This window comes from Escherichia sp. MOD1-EC6819 (assembly GCF_002965765.1).
Lineage (GTDB): Bacteria > Pseudomonadota > Gammaproteobacteria > Enterobacterales > Enterobacteriaceae > Escherichia > Escherichia ruysiae.
Window position 1 is genome coordinate 156,678 of record NZ_PTRG01000012.1, and the last position, 21,890, is coordinate 178,567.

A 21,890-nucleotide genomic window follows, 5' to 3' on the forward strand; every position below is an offset into this window, starting at 1 on the left:
ATAAAATGAAAAATTGTGTCATCGTCAGTGCGGTACGTACTGCCATCGGTAGTTTTAATGGTTCACTCGCCTCCACCAGCGCCATCGATCTGGGGGCAACAGTAATTCAGGCCGCCATTGAACGCGCAAAACTCGATTCACAACACGTCGATGAAGTGATTATGGGTAACGTATTGCAGGCCGGGCTGGGGCAAAATCCGGCTCGTCAGGCACTGCTAAAAAGCGGACTGGCAGAAACGGTGTGCGGATTTACGGTCAACAAAGTATGTGGTTCTGGTCTGAAAAGCGTGGCGCTTGCCGCCCAGGCAATTCAGGCCGGTCAGGCACAGAGCATCGTAGCGGGTGGAATGGAGAACATGAGTTTAGCGCCCTATTTACTCGATGCAAAAGCACGCTCTGGTTATCGTCTTGGAGACGGACAGGTTTATGACGTGATCCTGCGCGATGGCCTGATGTGCGCCACTCACGGTTATCATATGGGTATTACCGCCGAGAACGTTGCCAAAGAGTACGGAATTACCCGTGAAATGCAGGATGAACTGGCGCTACATTCACAGCGTAAAGCGGCAGCAGCCATTGAGTCCGGTGCTTTTACCGCCGAAATTGTCCCGGTAAATGTTGTCACACGGAAGAAAAACATCGTCTTCGATCGCGATGAATTCCCGAAAGTAGATTCTACTGCAGAAGCTCTTGCTGCATTGCGCCCGGCCTTCGACAAAGCCGGAACGGTCACCGCCGGGAACGCGTCTGGCATTAACGATGGGGCTGCCGCACTGGTGATTATGGAAGAATCTGCGGCGCTGGCGGCAGGCCTAAAACCACTGGCACGCATTAAAAGCTATGCCAGCGGTGGCGTGCCCCCTGCATTGATGGGTATGGGGCCAGTACCTGCCACGCAAAAAGCGTTACAACTGGCGGGGCTGCAACTGGCAGACATTGATCTCATCGAAGCCAATGAAGCATTTGCCGCGCAGTTCCTTGCCGTTGGGAAAACCCTGGGCTTTGATCCTGAGAAAGTGAATGTCAACGGCGGAGCCATCGCGCTGGGGCATCCTATCGGCGCCAGCGGTGCACGTATTCTGGTCACACTATTACATGCAATGCAGGCTCGCGATAAAACGCTGGGTCTGGCGACGCTGTGCATTGGCGGCGGTCAGGGAATTGCGATGGTGATTGAACGATTGAATTAACGAACAAAAACGCCCGATAGCGAAAGTCATCGGGCGTTTTCTTAAACATCGACAGTGAAAGTAACCTCATTAATTACCAGTCAAAACTTTTCACCAGCGTCAGCTCGCCAGCATTACGCATCGGTACAATAAATGTTTCCTGTTTCTCATTGACCGATCCTTCATCGGTGATCAGCGTCAGTTGGGCGGTGGTTAATTCCGTTTCGCTGCGTCCGCCATAGTAGTTGATATACACCTGATAACGCCCGTGAACTGGCGCTGGCATGGCGAAAATCTCGGGTTCGTACCCCGTCGTGACATCCATATCCAGTGCGCCACTGTTTTTCAGCACCGTGTTACCGTACCAGGCGTGTTCGCCATCAGGCGTAACGACATGAAGATCGAGGTCGGTATTATCCGTATCCCACGAGAGAACCAGCCGTAAACGTGCGCGAATCGTTCCTGTACCCGGCGTTGAGTAAAACTGCATTTTTTGTCGGCTTTGCCCATCCGGGCTGATGACCTGCACACTGTTGCTGCCTTCAATGCCCTGACGCCAGCGGAAAGTAGGGCTATTGCACCAAAACCTACAAGGCCATAAAACCGCCAGCCTTTCGCCTTTTTTTCACCACTCATTGCCACATTCCTTGTGTAAAGCCAGCCATTTTTTATGGGCGATGCACAACTTTATCGCGCCCTAATACGACAAAAGCCCAGACTTTGCAGCCTGGACTTTTCAATTTAAAAAAGGGAGATGGCTCCCTTTTGACATGAAGAAATAAAATTATTCTTCTTCTGGCTCGTCGTCAACGTCCACTTCCGGAGCGATTTCATCGTCCCCTTCCGCAGCACTGCCATCGATGGTATCCAGATCTTCCTCGTCAACCGGTTCAGCAACACGTTGCAGACCCACTACGTTTTCATCTTCCGCAGTACGGATGAGGATCACGCCCTGGGTGTTACGGCCCACGATGCTGATTTCCGAAACGCGGGTACGTACCAACGTACCGGCATCGGTGATCATCATGATCTGATCGCAGTCATCAACCTGTACCGCACCAACCACTAAACCGTTACGTTCAGTCACTTTGATGGAGATAACCCCTTTCGTCGCACGCGACTTAGTTGGGTATTCCGCCACCGCAGTACGTTTACCGTAACCATTTTGTGTTGCAGTAAGGATTGCGCCATCGCCACGCGGTACGATCAGAGACACGACTTTATCGCCTTCGCCTAAACGAATACCGCGAACACCCGTGGTGTTGCAGCCCATCGCACGGACAGAAGACTCTTTAAAGCGCACCACTTTACCTTCGGCGGAGAACAGCATTACTTCGTCTTCGCCACTGGTCAGATCAACGCCGATCAGCTCATCGCCTTCAACCAGCTTGATCGCCACTTTACCGGCGGTACGCAGACGGTTGAATTCGGTGAGGACGGTTTTCTTCACAGTACCGTTAGCAGTCGCCATGAAGACTTTCACGCCTTCTTCAAACTCGGTCACAGGCAGGATCGCGGTGATACGTTCGTCCTGTTCCAGCGGCAGCAGGTTGACGATCGGACGACCACGTGCACCACGAGAAGCTTCCGGCAACTGATAAACCTTCATCGAATAGACGCGACCACGGCTGGAGAAGCACAGAATATGGTCGTGGGTGTTCGCCACCAGCAGTCGGTCGATAAAGTCTTCTTCTTTAATACGTGCGGCAGATTTACCTTTCCCGCCACGACGCTGCGCTTCGTATTCCGAAAGCGGCTGGTACTTCACGTAGCCCTGGTGAGAGAGCGTCACGACCACATCTTCCTGAGTGATCAGATCTTCCAGGTTGATGTCTGCGCTGTTGGCAGTGATTTCAGTACGACGTTTGTCGCCGAACTGTTCACGAACCAGTTCCAGCTCTTCGCGGATCACTTCCATCAGACGATCGGCGCTACCCAGAATACGCAGCAGTTCCGCGATCTGATCCAGCAGTTCTTTGTATTCGTCGAGCAGTTTTTCGTGCTCAAGGCCGGTCAGTTTCTGCAAACGCAGATCCAGAATTGCCTGAGCTTGCTGTTCGGTCAGGTAGTACAGACCGTCACGCACGCCGAACTCTGGCTCCAGCCATTCCGGACGCGCAGCATCGTCACCCGCACGCTCCAGCATCGCGGCAACGTTGCCCAGCTGCCACGGATTAGCAACCAGCGCGGTTTTCGCTTCTGCAGGCGTCGGCGCATGACGGATCAGTTCAATGATCGGGTCGATGTTCGCCAGTGCTACGGCTAATGCTTCAAGAATATGAGCACGATCGCGGGCTTTACGCAGTTCGAAAATGGTACGACGGGTCACCACTTCGCGACGGTGACGGACAAACGCAGCGATAATGTCTTTCAGGTTCATGATCTTCGGCTGACCATGGTGCAATGCCACCATGTTGATACCGAAAGAAACCTGCAGCTGGGTCTGGGAGTAGAGGTTGTTGAGCACCACTTCACCGACCGCATCGCGTTTAACTTCAATCACGATGCGCATACCGTCTTTGTCAGACTCGTCACGCAGCGCGCTGATGCCTTCCACGCGTTTTTCTTTTACCAGTTCCGCAATCTTCTCGATCAGGCGCGCTTTGTTCACCTGATACGGAATTTCGTGGACGATAATGGTTTCACGCCCGGTTTTGGCGTCAACTTCCACTTCAGCACGGGCGCGGATATATACCTTGCCGCGACCGGTACGGTAAGCTTCTTCAATACCGCGACGACCGTTAATGATTGCCGCCGTCGGGAAGTCCGGCCCCGGAATGTGTTCCATCAGCCCTTCAATGCTGATGTCTTCATCATCGATATACGCCAGACAACCGTTGATGACTTCCGTCAGGTTGTGTGGCGGGATGTTGGTTGCCATACCTACGGCGATACCGGAAGAACCGTTCACCAGCAGGTTAGGAATTTTGGTCGGCATGACGTCCGGAATTTTTTCCGTACCGTCATAGTTATCAACGAAATCGACCGTCTCTTTTTCGAGATCGGCCATCAGTTCATGGGCAATTTTCGCCAGACGGATTTCCGTATAACGCATTGCCGCCGCAGAGTCGCCGTCGATGGAACCGAAGTTACCCTGACCGTCTACCAGCATGTAACGCAGCGAGAATGGCTGCGCCATACGGACGATCGTGTCATAAACCGCCGAGTCACCATGGGGATGGTATTTACCGATTACGTCACCAACGACACGGGCAGATTTTTTATAGGCTTTGTTCCAGTCATTGCCTAGTACGTTCATGGCGTAAAGTACGCGACGGTGTACCGGCTTCAGGCCATCTCGGACATCTGGCAGCGCACGGCCAACAATGACCGACATCGCATAATCCAGATAGGAGCTCTTCAGCTCTTCCTCAATGTTGACCGGTGTAATTTCTCTCGCAAGGTCGCTCATCTAACCGCTATCCCTCTACTGTATCCCGGATTCAAAGGTCGCAAATTATAACACAGCCGCGCAGATTGAGGTAAACCTATACGCTTTATTCACATCCAATGCCTGATATACTCGTTTGTCTTGCCAATTACGGAGTAGAAGTGCCAATGAATGCCGAAAAATCGCCGGTAAACCATAACGTAGACCACGAAGAGATCGCTAAATTTGAAGCCGTCGCCTCCCGCTGGTGGGATCTTGAAGGTGAGTTCAAACCGCTGCACCGCATTAACCCGCTGCGTCTGGGCTATATTGCCGAGCGTGCTGGCGGTTTATTTGGCAAAAAGGTGCTCGATGTCGGTTGTGGCGGCGGCATTCTGGCTGAGAGTATGGCGCGCGAAGGCGCGACGGTGACCGGCCTGGATATGGGTTTTGAACCGCTACAAGTTGCAAAGCTACACGCGCTGGAAAGCGGTATTCAGGTGGAGTACGTGCAGGAAACCGTTGAAGAACACGCAGCAAAACATGCCGGACAGTATGATGTGGTGACCTGCATGGAGATGCTGGAGCACGTCCCCGATCCACAGTCAGTGGTTAGAGCCTGTGCGCAACTGGTGAAACCGGGCGGCGATGTCTTTTTCTCCACGCTTAACCGCAACGGCAAGTCATGGCTGATGGCGGTGGTCGGCGCGGAATATATTTTGCGCATGGTGCCCAAAGGCACGCATGATGTGAAGAAGTTTATTAAACCGGCAGAACTGCTGGGCTGGGTGGATCAGACCAGTCTTAAAGAGCGCCATATGACCGGGCTACATTACAACCCAATCACAAATACTTTTAAGCTCGGCCCCGGCGTGGATGTGAACTATATGCTGCACACGCAGAATAAGTGAGATTGTTGACCGGATACATCTGACAACCGCGCCAATGCCTGATGCGACGCTTGCCGCGTCTTATCAGACCTACAAATGACTCCCCTGTTGACCGGATTCATCTGGCAACCGTACCAATGCCTGATGCGACGCTTGCCGCGTCTTATCAGGCCTACAAATGGCTCTCCTGTTGACCGGATTCATCCGGCAACCGTACCAATGCCTGATGCGACGCTTGCCGCGTCTTATCAGGCTTACAAATGACTCCCCCGTAGGTCGGATAAGGCGTTTACGCCGCATCCGGCAACGATGCCGGGCGGACAACAATTACCATTTCACCGTCATCGACAAAAATCCTGCCGTCTGGGCAAAATCATCACTTCCCTTCTGCCATGCGACGCTGCCGCGCAGGGAAACTCGCTGGCTAATATTGCCTGTTATCCCCACTTTTATTTCACCACGCTGCTTCGGCGCATCGTCGCTGATATTGCTGCCATCGTCTTCAATTTCCGCCGAATGGGGATGGTGATAATAATTCAGATCCAGGGTTGGCGTGATATGGAAAGCATTACGCCATTCGCTATGTATCCCGACACGCGTCTGAATATCATCGCCCTGCGATTGCGACACCCGCGCACGGTTAGCGGCGGTAAAATCATTCTGCTGCACGCCCTGATAAATCACCTGCGCCTGTGGTTCGATTACCACACCATGCCCCGGTAACCACTGATAGCCAGCTTCCAGCGAGGCGACAATACCCGACGAGTGGTAATGATCCGCGCCATCGCCTTGTTCGGAAACATCATTGCTAAACCACGCGTATTGCAGCCAGCTATCCAGCCACGCCCCCTGCTGCTGGCTACCATGCTGAAACCAGCTCGAAGTCAGACCAACGGCATAACCGTGGTTCTGGTTATCGGCGCGAGTTCCAGTCATATTCGAGCGGCTGTCTCCCTGGTTATCGCTGTAGCCACCTACAATCCCAAGCATCCATTCGCCATCATCGCCCCAGCGCCCCCTAAACAGATCACCGCTAAGCTGCACCGTAGAGGTGTCTTCATGCTGAGCCAGTTGCCCTGCCGCCGTGTAATGATAACGTCCGCCGATAATGCGCAAATGCAGCGTCTGACCGTTGCTACCTGCGTGATCGTGTCGCTCCATCACAAACGCCTGATTTGCCGCCCGAAGGTTATTAAGATATCCACCAATTTTTGCATTCAACACCGGCTGATAAGCGGGCGTGGGATCAGGATCGGGAGTCGGGTCTGGATCAGGTGGCGATGGAGGCGTGACTTTTTGTGATCGCAAATACCAGTCGTTGTTATCTTCCACCAGCGTGTAGTCATACGCTCCCATATTGACGTAGCCGCTGCCCGCCAGACTGAACTGCGCGTTATTTTGAAATTGTGTGGGATCGCCAGCGAAATCAACCAGTTTTATACCTGTAGATGTCGGATCGCCAATGCCAGTAATGGGGTTAACCACCACGGTCGTGTTGCCAGCGGTATTACCGTTCAACACCAACCGGTCGCTTACCGAGTCATCGCCGTTTAATTCGCTGTCGAGCAACAACGTACCGCCACCGTTGTAATCACCGTTTACGATCAGGGTATCGCCAGCGACGCCATTTTGCAGGCTGACCGCGCCGAAAGTATTGCTCAGATCACCATTGATCGTCACGCCAGGAAGATAAGTCAGGCTGTCAGTTTCAAGGTTGGTATTAAGCTCGCCCGTTAACGTAACGCCATCGGTGACATTCACCAGCGTACCGCCACCGTTAAATAATGAGGCGTCGAGCGCCACAGACGTATCCTGCCCGGTTAAACGCAAAACCGTGCCATCGCTGATGTCGATAGTGCCACTGGAACTGGCATCAATAGACTGAATATCCTGATCCGCGCCAGTCTCGAACGTTGCCCCGTCACCAACCCACAGCGACGAAGCGTAAGGAAAGATATCCGCAACATCACCTTTCAGCGTACCTTCTTCCACTCGCACTGCCGACTGCGCCGTGCCGCTGGCAGTCAGTTCCAGCGTGCCTGCACCGGTTTTCGTCAGTGTGGTTCCCGCGTCCTGGTGCTGTCCACTGCTGTCGGCCATCAATGCGCCCCACTGCGTCACAGCACCATCATCAACCACAATTTCGCCATCAGCGCGCATTTCGATATCACGCCCATGACCAGCCATCGCAGAGCGAGTATCGACATCAGCCGTAATCTCCATCGCGCTATCTTGTTGATTATCAGTGAAGATAACCTGGCGGTTATAGTGAGTATCACCAAGCTGAGAATTGTTGCTCACTACCAGCGTGCCGGAAGCGATTTGTGTTGTGCCGAGGTATTGATTGTCATTCGCCAGGCTTACCTGTCCATCGCCTGCATCTACCACTACATAGACGCCTTTTTTCCCGTCATCGCCAATATGCAATTCCTCACCACCATAAAGATCGACAACGTCCTGCTGACCAATCACCGTACCGCCGTTACCACTGATTTCCAGCCCATCGTTCTCTGACGTACCGCTCTGCCAGGTGGTGAAATCGGAAAGATCTAATACGCCACCGTTTAATACAATTGACTGCGGATCGTCCTGCATCGCCGCCAGATCCGCCGCGTTTCCCGCCAGCGAGAGGATTGCGCCATCTTCTACCACGACATCGCCGGTCAGTGCCATCGACGACGCCCCCGCCAGCGCATAGCTACCATTTTCGGCAATGGTCAGTTGCCCTTCACCTTCAATAGTTCCGCTAAACCCGCCGGCATTTACCGTCACGTTACCGCCAGCATCAATATTTAAAGTGCCATTCTGAAAACCCGTCAGTGAGTGAACAAAAGTCTGCTGTGTTGCGCCAACGTTAAGTTCTGCCTGATCATCCCGATGACTGATACTGCCGACCATCAGTCCATAGCAATTTTGTGGATTACTCTGGCAACGATCATCGCCAACATTCATCAGAGAATTGCTACGCCCCAGCGTCACTTCACCGTTTTCAACCCGCATCTCGCCGGTAAAATTATTATTATCCGCATTAAGCACCAGTTCGCCTGCGCCGGTTTTGCTGATACTTCCGGTTCCGGCAATGGAATCGAGCGCACCATCGTTGCTCAGGTCACCAATAATCAACGTTTTATTACCAGCGATATCAAACCTGACCTGACTTGAATCGATGTACATAAAGCCGCCCGCCGATGCAGATGGCGCATCGCCATATCCTGCGGCACTGTTGTTCTCATCCATCAAAACGCCACCGTTGTAGCTGTAGCTGGCATCAACCGAAATATCAATAAGATAGGGAGAGTTCGTACTACTGCTATAAATTGCGCCACCGTAACCTTCAGCAATATTATCTGTAAACGTGGTGTTATTAATTATTGTGAACTCTGATGGGTGAATGGTTTCCGTATTATTATCAGTGATATCGATAGCGCCACCATCGCCATCACTGTAACTTGTTGATGTATATGCCCGATTATGATTAAAAATCGTATTATTTAAGTAAATATTATTATTAATCGAATAAATTGCGCCACCTTTGCCGTCGTTAGCAATATTACCTGTAAATACAGCATTGGTAACGCTAAGATCAATATCACCAGCGTCATTTGTACCCGCAGAATAGATTGCCCCGCCATATCCTCCTGCCACATTACTGTCGAAGATAACCCGAGTAAGATTCAGCGTTGAGTTTTCTTTCGCAAAAATAGCACCTCCATTATTATATTCACCACTCACGGTATTATTTTCGAACAGAGTCATACCTGTTCCACCTTGTGCTGACAATATGAAATCAGCTCCTTGTTGTAAAAATACCGCCCCGCCACTGGCATCATTTGCCATAGAGGAAAAAATAAGCCATTGCCCGTCAGCAACACTCCAGGTCTGCATACTACCTGAGAGGCTCTGGCGACTGGCCAGGCAACTGGTAGTAACATTAACCCCCTGACATGAAGACAGAATCTGCGACGCCGCGTTTGCACGCGTAAACACGCAAGCAACGACAGCCAGGAAAATTAACAGATATCCTTTCCTGATAAAAATAATCCATTTTTTATTCATGATCTGACAGCCTGTGAGAAATAACAGGCTATCATTAAAAGGCATATTGCGATTGTAGATAACAACCAATTGTAAACAAGAAATTTTTAAAATAAGCGTACCAGCAATAATATTTACAGAAAGGAATTAATTATTTCTTTCAAAGTTTACCTGATTATTAAACAATGATAATTAAAACATATTAAACTGATTAATTCATTTCTTGTTTACCTGGAATAATCAATATCGCAAACTTTTATTTTACATCTACTGATTAAAAAATATCTGTTTCGTGAACCACACCTCTTTACATTTGCTCACATCATAAACATAACAATAAGTGTCGACGTGATATGAGTTTGTGATGGTATCAATTTTCGCCACATCTGACATAAGCGCAATAAATAACCTGGATCAATAATTATCTTAAATTGAACGTTCAAGAAATCACCGAACGGTTATTTTTAACAATTTTTTCTCTTCCCATTGACTTTCCCGAACACCTTGTCTGACCTAAGGTGCGTGGAAGCCGCCTTTTCCGTCGCGAGTTATCCACAAAGTTATACACTTGCAAGAGGGTCATTTTCACACTATCTTGCAGTGAATCCCAAACATACCCCCTATATATAGTGTTTGTAGCGACTTCCCTCACTACAGGTAGTCTGCATGAAACTATTTCGGAAAGAACAGGTACTACATACATGAATCAGAATCTGCTGGTGACAAAGCGCAACGGTAGCACAGAGCGCATCAATCTCGACAAAATCCATCGCGTTCTGGATTGGGCGGCAGAAGGACTGCATAACGTTTCGATTTCCCAGGTCGAACTGCGCTCCCACATTCAGTTTTATGACGGTATCAAGACTTCTGACATCCACGAAACCATTATCAAGGCTGCCGCAGACCTGATCTCCCGTGAAGCACCGGATTATCAGTACCTCGCCGCGCGCCTGGCAATTTTCCACCTGCGTAAAAAAGCCTACGGCCAGTTTGAGCCGCCTGCGCTGTATGACCATGTGAAGAAAATGGTCGAAATGGGCAAATACGATAATCATCTGCTGGAAGACTACACGGAAGAAGAGTTCAAGCAGATGGACACGTTTATCGATCACGACCGTGATATGACCTTCTCTTACGCTGCCGTTAAGCAACTGGAAGGCAAATATCTGGTACAAAACCGCGTAACCGGCGAGATCTACGAAAGCGCCCAGTTCCTGTATATTCTGGTTGCTGCCTGCCTGTTCTCAAACTATCCGCGTGAAACCCGTCTGCAATATGTGAAGCGTTTTTACGACGCGGTTTCCACATTTAAAATTTCGCTGCCGACGCCAATCATGTCCGGCGTGCGTACCCCGACTCGTCAGTTCAGCTCCTGCGTACTGATCGAATGCGGCGACAGCCTGGATTCCATCAACGCGACTTCCAGCGCGATTGTAAAATACGTATCCCAGCGTGCCGGGATCGGCATCAACGCCGGTCGTATTCGTGCGCTGGGTAGCCCGATTCGCGGTGGCGAAGCGTTCCATACCGGTTGTATTCCGTTCTACAAACATTTCCAGACAGCGGTGAAATCCTGTTCTCAGGGCGGTGTGCGCGGCGGTGCAGCAACGCTGTTCTACCCAATTTGGCATCTGGAAGTAGAAAGCCTGCTGGTGTTGAAAAACAACCGTGGTGTGGAAGGCAACCGCGTGCGTCATATGGACTACGGGGTACAGATCAACAAACTGATGTATACCCGCCTGCTGAAAGGTGAAGATATCACTCTGTTCAGCCCGTCCGACGTACCGGGGCTGTACGACGCGTTCTTCGCCGATCAGGAAGAGTTTGAACGTCTGTATACCAAATATGAGAAAGACGACAGCATCCGCAAGCAGCGTGTGAAAGCCGTTGAGCTGTTCTCGCTGATGATGCAGGAACGTGCGTCTACCGGTCGTATCTATATTCAGAACGTTGACCACTGCAACACCCACAGCCCGTTTGATCCGGCTATTGCACCAGTGCGCCAGTCTAACCTGTGCCTGGAAATCGCCCTGCCGACCAAACCGCTCAATGACGTCAACGACGAAAACGGTGAAATCGCGCTGTGTACGCTGTCTGCTTTCAACCTGGGCGCAATTAATAGCCTGGATGAACTGGAAGAGCTGGCGATTCTGGCGGTACGCGCACTCGACGCGTTGCTGGATTATCAGGACTACCCGATCCCGGCAGCCAAACGCGGAGCGATGGGTCGTCGCACGCTGGGTATTGGTGTAATCAACTTCGCTTACTACCTGGCGAAGCACGGTAAACGCTACTCTGACGGCAGCGCCAACAACTTGACGCATAAAACCTTCGAAGCTATTCAATATTACCTGCTGAAAGCGTCTAACGAGCTGGCGAAAGAGCAAGGCGCGTGTCCGTGGTTTAACGAAACCACTTACGCGAAAGGCATCCTGCCGATCGATACCTACAAGAAAGATCTGGATGCTATCGCCAATGAACCGCTGCATTACGACTGGGAAGCGTTGCGTGAGTCAATCAAAACGCACGGCCTGCGTAACTCCACGCTTTCTGCTCTGATGCCGTCCGAGACCTCTTCGCAGATCTCCAACGCCACTAACGGTATTGAGCCGCCGCGCGGTTACGTCAGCATTAAAGCGTCGAAAGACGGTATTCTGCGCCAGGTGGTGCCTGACTACGAACACCTGCACGACGCCTATGAGCTGCTGTGGGAAATGCCGGGTAACGATGGCTACCTGCAACTGGTGGGTATCATGCAGAAATTTATCGATCAGTCGATCTCTGCTAACACCAACTACGATCCGTCACGTTTCCCGTCAGGAAAAGTGCCGATGCAGCAGTTGCTGAAAGACCTGCTCACCGCCTACAAATTCGGGGTCAAAACGCTGTATTATCAGAACACCCGTGACGGCGCTGAAGACGCGCAGGACGATCTGGTGCCGTCAATCCAGGACGATGGCTGCGAAAGCGGCGCATGTAAGATCTGATAATCCCCCAGCCTTTGCACCAAACCGTCCCCTCTCCCCTTGCGGGAGAGGGTTAGGGTGAGGGGTAATAAAACCACAGGACACATTCATGGCATATACCACCTTTTCACAGACGAAGAATGATCAGCTCAAAGAACCCATGTTCTTTGGTCAGCCGGTCAACGTGGCTCGCTACGATCAGCAAAAATATGAAATCTTCGAAAAATTGATCGAAAAGCAGCTCTCTTTCTTCTGGCGCCCGGAAGAAGTTGACGTCTCCCGCGACCGTATCGATTATCAGGCGCTGCCGGAGCACGAAAAACACATCTTTATCAGCAACCTGAAATATCAGACGCTGCTGGATTCCATTCAGGGTCGTAGCCCGAACGTGGCGCTGCTGCCGCTGATTTCCATTCCCGAACTGGAAACCTGGGTAGAAACCTGGGCGTTTTCGGAAACAATTCACTCCCGCTCCTACACGCACATCATTCGTAATATCGTTAACGATCCGTCTGTTGTGTTTGACGATATCGTCACCAACGAGCAGATCCAGAAACGCGCGGAAGGGATTTCAGCTTACTACGACGAACTGATCGAAATGACCAGTTACTGGCATCTGCTTGGCGAAGGCACTCATACCGTCAACGGCAAAACCGTGACCGTTAGCCTGCGCGAGCTGAAGAAAAAACTGTATCTCTGCCTGATGAGCGTTAACGCGCTGGAAGCGATTCGTTTCTACGTCAGCTTCGCTTGCTCTTTCGCATTCGCTGAACGTGAGCTGATGGAAGGCAACGCCAAAATTATTCGCCTGATTGCCCGTGACGAAGCCCTGCACCTGACTGGTACTCAGCATATGCTGAATCTGTTGCGTAGCGGCGCGGACGATCCTGAGATGGCGGAAATTGCCGAAGAGTGTAAGCAAGAGTGCTATGACCTGTTCGTTCAGGCAGCACAGCAAGAGAAAGATTGGGCGGATTATCTGTTCCGCGACGGTTCGATGATTGGTCTGAATAAAGACATTCTCTGCCAGTACGTCGAGTACATCACCAATATCCGTATGCAGGCGGTTGGTTTAGATCTGCCGTTCCAGACGCGCTCCAACCCAATCCCGTGGATCAACACCTGGCTGGTGTCTGATAACGTACAGGTTGCTCCGCAGGAAGTGGAAGTCAGTTCTTATCTGGTCGGACAGATTGACTCGGAAGTAGACACCGACGATTTGAGTAACTTCCAACTCTGATGGCTCGTGTTACCCTGCGCATCACTGGCACACAACTGCTGTGCCAGGATGAACACCCTTCCCTGCTGGCGGCGCTGGAATCCCACAATGTGGCAGTTGAGTATCAGTGCCGCGAAGGCTACTGCGGCTCCTGTCGCACGCGCCTTGTCGCAGGCCAGGTGGACTGGATTGCCGAACCGTTAGCCTTTATTCAGCCAGGGGAGATTTTGCCCTGTTGTTGCCGGGCAAAAGGCGATATTGAAATCGAGATGTGATTGGGTACTAGCGCCAGATGCGACGCTTATGCATCTTATCTGGCCTACAACGATTACATGGCAGAATAATACGCTTTCACCTGCTCCCAGTCGGCTTTGGGGATCGGTTCCAGATATTTCTCCAGCTGGCGGAAGTCATGATGAATCGCTTTATGGCGACGCAGACGACGGCGACTTTTCTCCAGATCAAGAAAACCGGCTTCTGCCTTACCTTCTGTTTTCACATAGATATGGCGAACATAACAGCAACCATGCTGACGATTAACGCTATGCATCTTTTTAAATGCCAACGCCACCGCTTTTAACATGGCTTGCCGCACATCGTCGGAATAAGGCGTTACTGCGTGTTGTGAATACCAGTCAGCAATGCTGACAAATCCCGCCATATCTTCTGTCACCAGCAACGCGCGCCATTCGCCATCAATTTTCACCGCTTCTCCAAAAACGATTTTCGGCACAATCACGCCAGCGCGTTCCAGATCTTTTATCACCGCAACCTCGCGCACAATCGTCGGACGCCCAAACGGATAGCGGATAGAATAAAACAAGTGGTGAGTCATGCGCTTCACGTACAACTTTTTGCCGTTGTGCTCGACGCATTGCACCCCGCTCATGCCGTTGCGGCGGAAATTCGGCTCTTCAACCCAGTCACCTTCTGTAGCCCACCAATGATTAAACTCATCGTGTTTTGCTGAAACAGCCATACCCTGTCGCCTGTCTTTATTGTTAACGACAATGACTATAGGTGTTTACCTTAAGAAAAACTTAATAAAAAGTGTTTCTTACTGGATCTCTTTTGCCGGAAACAAGTCATCCCGCTGTAAATAACAGCAAGTAAGGATAACCAACAGACTTTATTGAAGAATGAAATATGTCCGCTATGTGCAGGGGTGTGAATGAAGAGAGGCACCGGATGGCACATAAGTGCCATCCGACACTGAATTTACTCTTTATTGAGGAATTTTACTGCCTTATCCGGGAAGTCCGTAAACAGCCCATTAACACCTGCTTTGTTATACAGAGCGTCATACAATTGATTCACATCGGTGGCATATTCCGGTAGCTTGTCGGCCCGCACGGTATAAGGATGCACCACCAGCTTATTCTGCTGTGCATCTTTTACCATTCCGGTAAGCTTGATATTACCCGGCTGCGATTTCTCATCAATCACCATATGGTAATCGGGGCCAATACCGTCGGCATATTCCGCCACCTGCTTCATGGCACCCGGCTTAAACATCCAGTCATAGCTGTAATTTACCCAGGTTCCGTCCGGCTGTTTCTGCTGAGTTTCATTCCAGTCAGTATAAGCAATCAACTGAACCAGATTGAGATTCATGCCCATTTTCGGTTCCAGCTCATTTTTAATGCGTTTCAGCTCATCAGCATCAAAGCATTGCAAATAAACTTTGTCCCCTTTGCTGGTGTAACCATATTTTTTCAACACTTCCAGCGTTTTTGCCGCAATATCCTTCCCTTCCTGATGATGAAACCACGGCGCTTTAATTTCTGGATAGATGCCGATATTTTTCCCCGTCGAGTGATTTAATCCCTGAATAAATTCAATCTCTTCTTCGAAAGTGTGGACACGAAAGTCAGACTTACCCATCGGGAATCGCCCGGGGAAAGTCTGCACTTTTTTGCCGTTTACAATATCGAAACCTTCGGTAAATTTCAGAGACTTAATTTCATCCAGCGTGAAATCTATCGCGTAGTAGCGACCATCTTTACGCGCCCGATTCGGAAAACGATCGGCGACATCAGTAACGCGATCAAGATAGTGGTCATGCAGGACGACCAGATGGTCGTCTTTGGTCATTACCAAATCCTGCTCCAGATAGTCAGCCCCCTGTGCATATGCCATCGCTTTTGCTGGCAGCGTATGCTCCGGTAAATAACCACTGGCGCCGCGATGGGCTATTACAATTTTCTCGCTATTGTCTGCCGCCATTGCACTGCTTCCCATGATCATTCCACTCATCATGATCGCCATGCTAAGGTTTTTCAGCGTCAATTTCATGCCATTAGCCTCCGTTGCGTTTTTGCAGTAATTCCTGATGGCGACGTTTTTCGCCAATCATCACAACAATCAACAAGATAACCGCCAGAATGCTGCCGCCAATCATTACCATAAAGCCGCCATCCCAGCCGAAGAAGTCCACGGTGTAGCCAACAATCGCACTCGCCGCCACAGAACCGCCAAGATAACCAAACAGTCCGGTAAAGCCTGCCGCCGTACCTGCCGCTTTTTTCGGTGCCAGTTCCAGCGCGTGCAGACCGATCAGCATGACAGGGCCATAAATCAGGAAGCCAATGACAATCATACAAATCATATCTACGGTCGGGTTGCCCGCCGGGTTCATCCAGTAAACGATAGTTGCGATGGTCACCAGAGTCATAAAGAAGACGCCGGTTGCACCACGGTTGCCACGGAAGACTTTATCCGACATCCAGCCGCACAGTAGGGTGCCCGGAATGCCCGCGTACTCATAAAGGAAATAGGCCCAGGAAGATTTATCCAGCGCGAAGTGTTTCACCTCTTTCAGGTAAGTTGGCGACCAGTCGAGGATGCCGTAGCGAAGCAAATAAACGAACACGTTGGCGATAGCGATGTACCACAGCAGTTTGTTCGGCAGTACGTACTGCATGAAAATCTGCTTCGCGGTCAGTTCCTGTTCCGCTTTTTCGTTATAGTCGTCCGGGTAATCATTTTTGTACTCTTCAATCGGCGGCAGACCACAGGATTGCGGGGTATCGCGCATCATAGCAAAAGCGAAAAGCGCCACCAGAATGGCACAGAAAGCAGGCATATAAAGCGCCGCGTGCCAGTCATTGAACCAGGCCATCCCCAGCAAGAATAACAGCGGCGGAATACCACCACCGACGTTATGCGCACAGTTCCACACCGATACAATGCCGCCACGTTCTTTCTGTGACCACCAGTGCACCATAGTACGACCACACGGCGGCCACCCCATCCCCTGGAACCAGCCGCAGAGGAACAGCAGCACGAACATCACCGCAATGCTGGAAGTCGCCCACGGCACAAAGCCCATAAACAGCATCACTGCCGCAGCAAGAATCAAACCTGCTGGCAGGAAAACGCGCGGATTCGAGCGATCCGATACCGAGCCCATGATGAATTTCGAAAATCCATAGGCGATTGAGATCCCTGAAAGCGCAAAACCTAAATCGCCACGCGAGAATCCCTGCTCCACCAGGTAAGGCATTGCAAGAGCAAAGTTCTTACGAACCAGATAGTAAGCGGCATAACCAAAGAAGATCCCCAGGAAAATTTGCCAGCGCAATCGACGATAGGTCGGGTCGATCTCCGCAGCAGGTAAGCGCGCTTTATGTGGCGCTGGTTTAAAAATACTCAACATTTATAGCCTCCGTGGCCCATGGTCTTATTTATGATTAACAGCCTGATTCAGTGGAAGAACCTGCTGTTTTTTTGAGTTGCCGCGATGTTAAGAAAACATTCATAAATTAAATGTGAATTACCGCACACATTATTAAATAAGATTGCCAAAATGTTCCGAAAGGCGCATGAAATCACGTTTCACTTTCGAATAATGAGCGAATATGCGCGAAATCAAACAATTCATGTTTTTACTATGGCTAAATGGTAAAAAACGAACTTCAGAGGGATAGCAATGAAAACTCGCGACTCGCAATCAAGTGACGTGATTATCATTGGCGGCGGCGCAACGGGAGCCGGGATTGCCCGCGACTGTGCCCTGCGCGGGCTGCGCGTGATTTTGGTTGAGCGCCACGACATCGCCACAGGCGCGACCGGGCGTAACCACGGTCTGCTACACAGCGGCGCGCGCTATGCGGTAACCGATGCAGAATCGGCCCGCGAATGTATCAGTGAAAACAAGATATTAAAACGCATTGCGCGCCACTGCGTTGAACAAACTAACGGTCTGTTTATCACCCTGCCGGAAGATGACCTCTCCTTCCAGGCCACGTTTATCCACGCTTGCCAGGAAGCAGGGATCAGCGCAGAAGCTATAGACCCGCAGCAAGCGCGCATTATCGAACCTTCCGTTAACCCGGCACTGATTGGCGCGGTGAAAGTTCCGGATGGCACCGTTGATCCATTTCGTCTGACCGCAGCAAACATGCTGGATGCCAAAGAACACGGTGCCGTTATCCTTACCGCTCATGAAGTCACGGGGCTGATTCGTGAAGGCGCGACGGTGTGTGGTGTTCGTGTACGTAACCATCTCACCGGCGAAACTCAGGCACTTCATGCGCCTGTCGTAGTTAATGCCGCCGGGATCTGGGGGCAACACATTGCCGAATATGCCGATCTGCGCATTCGCATGTTCCCGGCGAAAGGATCGCTGCTGATCATGGATCACCGCATTAATCAGCATGTGATCAACCGCTGCCGTAAACCTTCTGATGCCGATATTCTGGTTCCCGGCGATACCATTTCGCTGATTGGCACCACCTCTTTACGTATTGATTACAATGAGATCGACGACAACAGAGTGACGGCAGAAGAAGTGGATATTCTGCTGCGTGAAGGGGAGAAACTGGCTCCGGTGATGGCGAAAACGCGTATTCTGCGAGCCTACTCTGGCGTGCGCCCGTTGGTTGCCAGCGATGACGACCCAAGTGGGCGTAACGTCAGCCGTGGCATTGTGCTGCTCGACCATGCTGAACGCGATGGCCTTGACGGATTTATCACCATCACCGGTGGCAAACTGATGACCTATCGGCTGATGGCGGAATGGGCTACCGACGCGGTATGTCGCAAACTGGGCAACACGCGCCCCTGCACTACCGCCGACCTGGCACTACCTGGCTCACAGGAACCGGCTGAAGTCACCCTGCAAAAAGTCATCTCTCTGCCAGCGCCACTTCGCGGTTCAGCGGTTTATCGTCATGGCGATCGCACGCCTGCCTGGCTGAGCGAAGGCCGTCTGCACCGCAGCCTGGTCTGTGAGTGCGAAGCCGTTACCGCAGGCGAAGTGCAATATGCAGTAGAAAATTTGAACGTTAACAGCCTGTTAGATTTACGCCGTCGTACCCGTGTGGGAATGGGCACCTGCCAGGGCGAACTCTGCGCCTGCCGCGCCGCCGGACTGCTGCAACGCTTTAATGTCACCACATCTGCGCAATCTATCGAGCAACTTTCCACCTTCCTGAACGAACGCTGGAAAGGCGTGCAACCTGTTGCCTGGGGCGATGCGTTGCGCGAAAGCGAATTTACCCGTTGGGTTTATCAGGGACTGTGTGGTCTGGAGAAGGAGCAGAAAGATGCGATTTGATACTGTCATTATGGGCGGCGGTCTTGCCGGATTACTCTGCGGCCTGCAACTACAAAAACACGGGCTGCGTTGTGCGATTGTCACTCGTGGTCAGAGCGCGCTGCATTTTTCGCCCGGGTCGCTGGATTTACTGAGCCATCTACCGGACGGTCAACCGGTGACAGACATTCACGATGGCCTGGAATCTTTGAGCCATCAGGCTCCTGCCCATCCTTACAGTGTTCTCGGCTCACAGCGCGTGCTCGATCTCGCTTGCCGGGCGCAGGCATTGATCGCTGAAAGCGGTGCACAATTGCAGGGTAGCGTTGAACTGGCTCACCAGCGGGTTACACCGCTCGGCACTCTGCGCTCAACCTGGCTAAGTTCGCCAGAAGTCCCCGTCTGGCCGCTGCCAGCGAAGAAAATATGTGTGGTGGGTATCATCGGGCTAATGGATTTTCAGGCGCATCTTGCGGCGGCTTCGTTACGTGAACTGGATCTTTCGGTTGAAACCGCAGAAATTGAACTGCCGGAACTGGATGTGCTACGTAATAACGCCACCGAGTTCCGCGCGGTAAATATTGCCCGTTTCCTTGATAACGAAGAAAACTGGCCGCTGTTGCTTGATGCGCTTATCCCTGTTGCCAACACCTGTGAAATGATCCTGATGCCAGCCTGCTTCGGCCTGGCTGATGACAAACTCTGGCGCTGGCTGAACGAACAATTGCCCTGTTCATTAATGTTACTGCCGACACTGCCACCTTCCGTGCTGGGTATCCGTCTGCAAAACCAGTTGCAGCGCCAGTTCGTGCGCCAGGGCGGTGTATGGATGCCGGGCGATGAAGTGAAAAAAGTGACCTGCAAAAATGGCGTAGTCAGTGAAATATGGACACGTAATCACGCCGATATTCCGCTACGTCCGCGCTTTGCGGTACTTGCCAGCGGCAGTTTCTTTAGCGGCGGGCTGGTCGCGGAACGTAACGGCATCCGCGAGCCGATTCTCGGCCTTGATGTGCTGCAAACCACCACGCGGGGTGAGTGGTATCGAAGTGATTTTTTTGCGCCGCAACCGTGGCAGCAGTTCGGTGTAACCACTGATGAGACGCTACGCCCGTCGCTGGCAGGCCAGACGGTAGAAAACTTGTTTGCCATCGGTTCAGTGCTGGGCGGATTTGATCCTATCGCTCAGGGATGCGGCGGCGGCGTTTGTGCTGTCAGTGCATTACATGCTGCTCAACAGATTGCCCAACGCGCAGGAGGCCAACAATGAACGATACCAGCTTCGAAAACTGCATTAAGTGCACCGTCTGTACCACCGCCTGCCCGGTGAGCCGGGTAAATCCTGGCTATCCGGGGCCCAAACAGGCCGGGCCGGACGGTGAGCGTCTGCGTTTAAAAGATGGTGCACTTTATGACGAGGCGCTGAAATATTGCATCAACTGCAAACGTTGCGAAGTCGCCTGCCCATCCGATGTGAAGATTGGCGATATCATCCAACGCGCGCGGGCGAAATATGACACCACGCGCCCGTCGCTGCGCAATTTTGTGTTGAGTCATACAGACCTGATGGGTAGCGTTTCCACGCCGTTCGCGCCTATCGTCAACACCGCTACCTCGCTGAAACCGGTGCGGCAGCTGCTTGATGCGGCGTTAAAAATCGATCATCGCCGCACGCTGCCGAAATACTCCTTCGGCACGTTCCGTCGCTGGTATCGCAGCGTGGCGGCTCAGCAGGCGCAATATAAAGACCAGGTCGCCTTTTTCCACGGCTGCTTCGTTAACTACAACCATCCGCAGTTAGGCAAAGATTTAATTAAAGTGCTCAACGCGATGGGCACCGGCGTGCAACTGCTCAGCAAAGAAAAATGCTGCGGCGTACCACTGATCGCCAACGGCTTTACCGATAAAGCACGTAAACAGGCAATCACGAATGTAGAGTCGATCCGCGAAGCTGTGGGGGTAAAAGGTATTCCGGTGATTGCCACCTCCTCAACCTGTACATTTGCCCTGCGCGACGAGTACCCGGAGGTGCTGAATGTCGACAACAAAGGCTTGCGCGATCATATCGAACTGGCAACCCGCTGGCTGTGGCGCAAGCTGGACGAAGGAAAAACCTTGCCACTGAAGCCACTGCCGCTAAAAGTGGTCTATCACACCCCGTGCCATATGGAAAAAATGGGCTGGACGCTCTACACCCTGGAATTGTTGCGCAAAATCCCAGGACTTGAGCTAACAGTGCTGGATTCCCAGTGCTGCGGTATTGCAGGAACCTACGGTTTCAAGAAAGAGAACTACCCCACCTCACAAGCCATCGGTGCACCACTGTTCCGCCAGATAGAAGAGAGCGGCGCGGATCTGGTGGTCACCGACTGCGAAACCTGTAAATGGCAGATTGAGATGTCAACCAGCAAACGCTGCGAACATCCAATAACATTACTGGCACAGGCGCTTGAATAATCTTCACTGGCAGGACGTGAAAACCTCCTGCCATTCATATCCACGCTGAATATTTCAGAATAACTGCTCTCTATTTTTTTACTTAACTTCACATTTCCATGTATTGACACTCGCTATCTAAAAGTAGCTTTATTATGTCCCTTCAGAAACTAATTGATATAAATAATAATATTCACCACCACATTACCTAAAAGAATAATAATATACGATTATTAAAAATTAAACATATTCACCAGCATTATATG

13 protein-coding genes and 2 pseudogenes are annotated in these 21,890 nt (G+C 51.4%); 8 read left to right on the plus strand and 7 right to left on the minus strand.

Going from position 1 to position 21,890, the window contains the following annotated elements; all coding sequences use genetic code 11:
* The first annotated feature begins 5 nt into the window (after positions 1-5).
* Positions 6-1,190, plus strand: coding sequence for an acetyl-CoA acetyltransferase (atoB, locus tag A7Z06_RS18060; protein WP_000786558.1), 1,185 nt, complete (start codon positions 6-8; stop codon positions 1,188-1,190).
* A gap of 73 nt (positions 1,191-1,263) precedes the next feature.
* Here atoB and A7Z06_RS18065 read toward each other — a convergent pair.
* From A7Z06_RS18065 to gyrA, 3 genes and pseudogenes are all read right to left on the minus strand, one after another.
* Positions 1,264-1,713: pseudogene (locus tag A7Z06_RS18065) on the minus strand (YfaP family protein); the annotation flags it as partial.
* Positions 1,704-1,805 (minus strand): annotated as a pseudogene (locus A7Z06_RS22125) (hypothetical protein); the annotation flags it as partial. The pseudogenes A7Z06_RS22125 and A7Z06_RS18065, both read right to left, overlap by 10 nt.
* Before the next feature lie 148 nt (positions 1,806-1,953).
* Positions 1,954-4,581: a DNA topoisomerase (ATP-hydrolyzing) subunit A gene (gyrA, locus tag A7Z06_RS18075; protein ID WP_001281237.1), complete on the minus strand. Its 2,628-nt coding sequence runs from the start codon at positions 4,579-4,581 to the stop codon at positions 1,954-1,956.
* A 146-nt stretch (positions 4,582-4,727) separates the two neighbouring features.
* Here gyrA and ubiG point away from each other — a divergent pair, with 146 nt between their 5' ends.
* Positions 4,728-5,450, plus strand: coding sequence for a bifunctional 2-polyprenyl-6-hydroxyphenol methylase/3-demethylubiquinol 3-O-methyltransferase UbiG (gene ubiG / locus A7Z06_RS18080; protein WP_000990776.1), 723 nt, complete (start codon positions 4,728-4,730; stop codon positions 5,448-5,450).
* 306 nt (positions 5,451-5,756) lie between these two features.
* Here the strand turns inward: ubiG and yfaL are convergent, their stop codons facing one another.
* Entirely contained in the window at positions 5,757-9,485 is a 3,729-nt protein-coding gene (gene yfaL, locus A7Z06_RS18085) for an AIDA-I family autotransporter adhesin YfaL/EhaC (protein WP_105279523.1), read from the minus strand.
* Between the two features lie 680 nt (positions 9,486-10,165).
* On the opposite strand from yfaL, the gene nrdA reads away from it, so the two are divergent.
* From nrdA to yfaE, 3 genes are all read left to right on the plus strand, one after another.
* Positions 10,166-12,451, plus strand: coding sequence for a class 1a ribonucleoside-diphosphate reductase subunit alpha (gene nrdA, locus A7Z06_RS18095; protein WP_001075191.1), 2,286 nt, complete (start codon positions 10,166-10,168; stop codon positions 12,449-12,451).
* Between the two features lie 88 nt (positions 12,452-12,539).
* Entirely contained in the window at positions 12,540-13,670 is a 1,131-nt protein-coding gene (gene nrdB, locus A7Z06_RS18100; RefSeq protein ID WP_000332038.1) for a class Ia ribonucleoside-diphosphate reductase subunit beta, read from the plus strand.
* Complete coding sequence (gene yfaE, locus A7Z06_RS18105; protein ID WP_000135040.1) at positions 13,670-13,924, plus strand: ferredoxin-like diferric-tyrosyl radical cofactor maintenance protein YfaE; 255 nt, start codon at positions 13,670-13,672, stop codon at positions 13,922-13,924. The genes nrdB and yfaE overlap by 1 nt, the downstream gene beginning before the upstream one ends.
* Before the next feature lie 53 nt (positions 13,925-13,977).
* Here yfaE and inaA read toward each other — a convergent pair whose 3' ends face one another.
* The 3 genes from inaA to glpT all read right to left on the minus strand — a co-directional run bounded on the left by inaA (position 13,978) and on the right by glpT (position 17,307).
* Positions 13,978-14,628, minus strand: coding sequence for a lipopolysaccharide kinase InaA (inaA, locus tag A7Z06_RS18110; protein ID WP_000301019.1), 651 nt, complete (start codon positions 14,626-14,628; stop codon positions 13,978-13,980).
* A 239-nt stretch (positions 14,629-14,867) separates the two neighbouring features.
* Positions 14,868-15,944 carry a glycerophosphodiester phosphodiesterase gene (glpQ, locus tag A7Z06_RS18115; protein WP_000779066.1) on the minus strand — a complete coding sequence of 359 codons (1,077 nt, stop codon included), beginning with the start codon at positions 15,942-15,944 and terminating at the stop codon, positions 14,868-14,870.
* Between the two features lie 4 nt (positions 15,945-15,948).
* Positions 15,949-17,307, minus strand: a complete 1,359-nt coding sequence (glpT, locus tag A7Z06_RS18120) for a glycerol-3-phosphate transporter (protein ID WP_000948733.1) — start codon at positions 17,305-17,307, stop codon at positions 15,949-15,951.
* A gap of 273 nt (positions 17,308-17,580) precedes the next feature.
* Between glpT and glpA the strand changes: the two genes are divergently transcribed.
* From glpA to glpC, 3 genes are read left to right on the plus strand one after another with little or no spacing between them, the layout of a single operon-like run.
* On the plus strand, positions 17,581-19,209 hold the full coding sequence (gene glpA, locus A7Z06_RS18125; RefSeq protein ID WP_000857223.1) for an anaerobic glycerol-3-phosphate dehydrogenase subunit A: 1,629 nt from the start codon (positions 17,581-17,583) through the stop codon (positions 19,207-19,209).
* Positions 19,199-20,458: a glycerol-3-phosphate dehydrogenase subunit GlpB gene (gene glpB / locus A7Z06_RS18130; protein ID WP_001209882.1), complete on the plus strand. Its 1,260-nt coding sequence runs from the start codon at positions 19,199-19,201 to the stop codon at positions 20,456-20,458. Before glpA ends, glpB begins: the two co-directional genes overlap by 11 nt.
* Complete coding sequence (gene glpC / locus A7Z06_RS18135; protein WP_001000376.1) at positions 20,455-21,645, plus strand: anaerobic glycerol-3-phosphate dehydrogenase subunit GlpC; 1,191 nt, start codon at positions 20,455-20,457, stop codon at positions 21,643-21,645. Before glpB ends, glpC begins: the two co-directional genes overlap by 4 nt.
* Positions 21,646-21,890 lie beyond the last annotated feature (245 nt).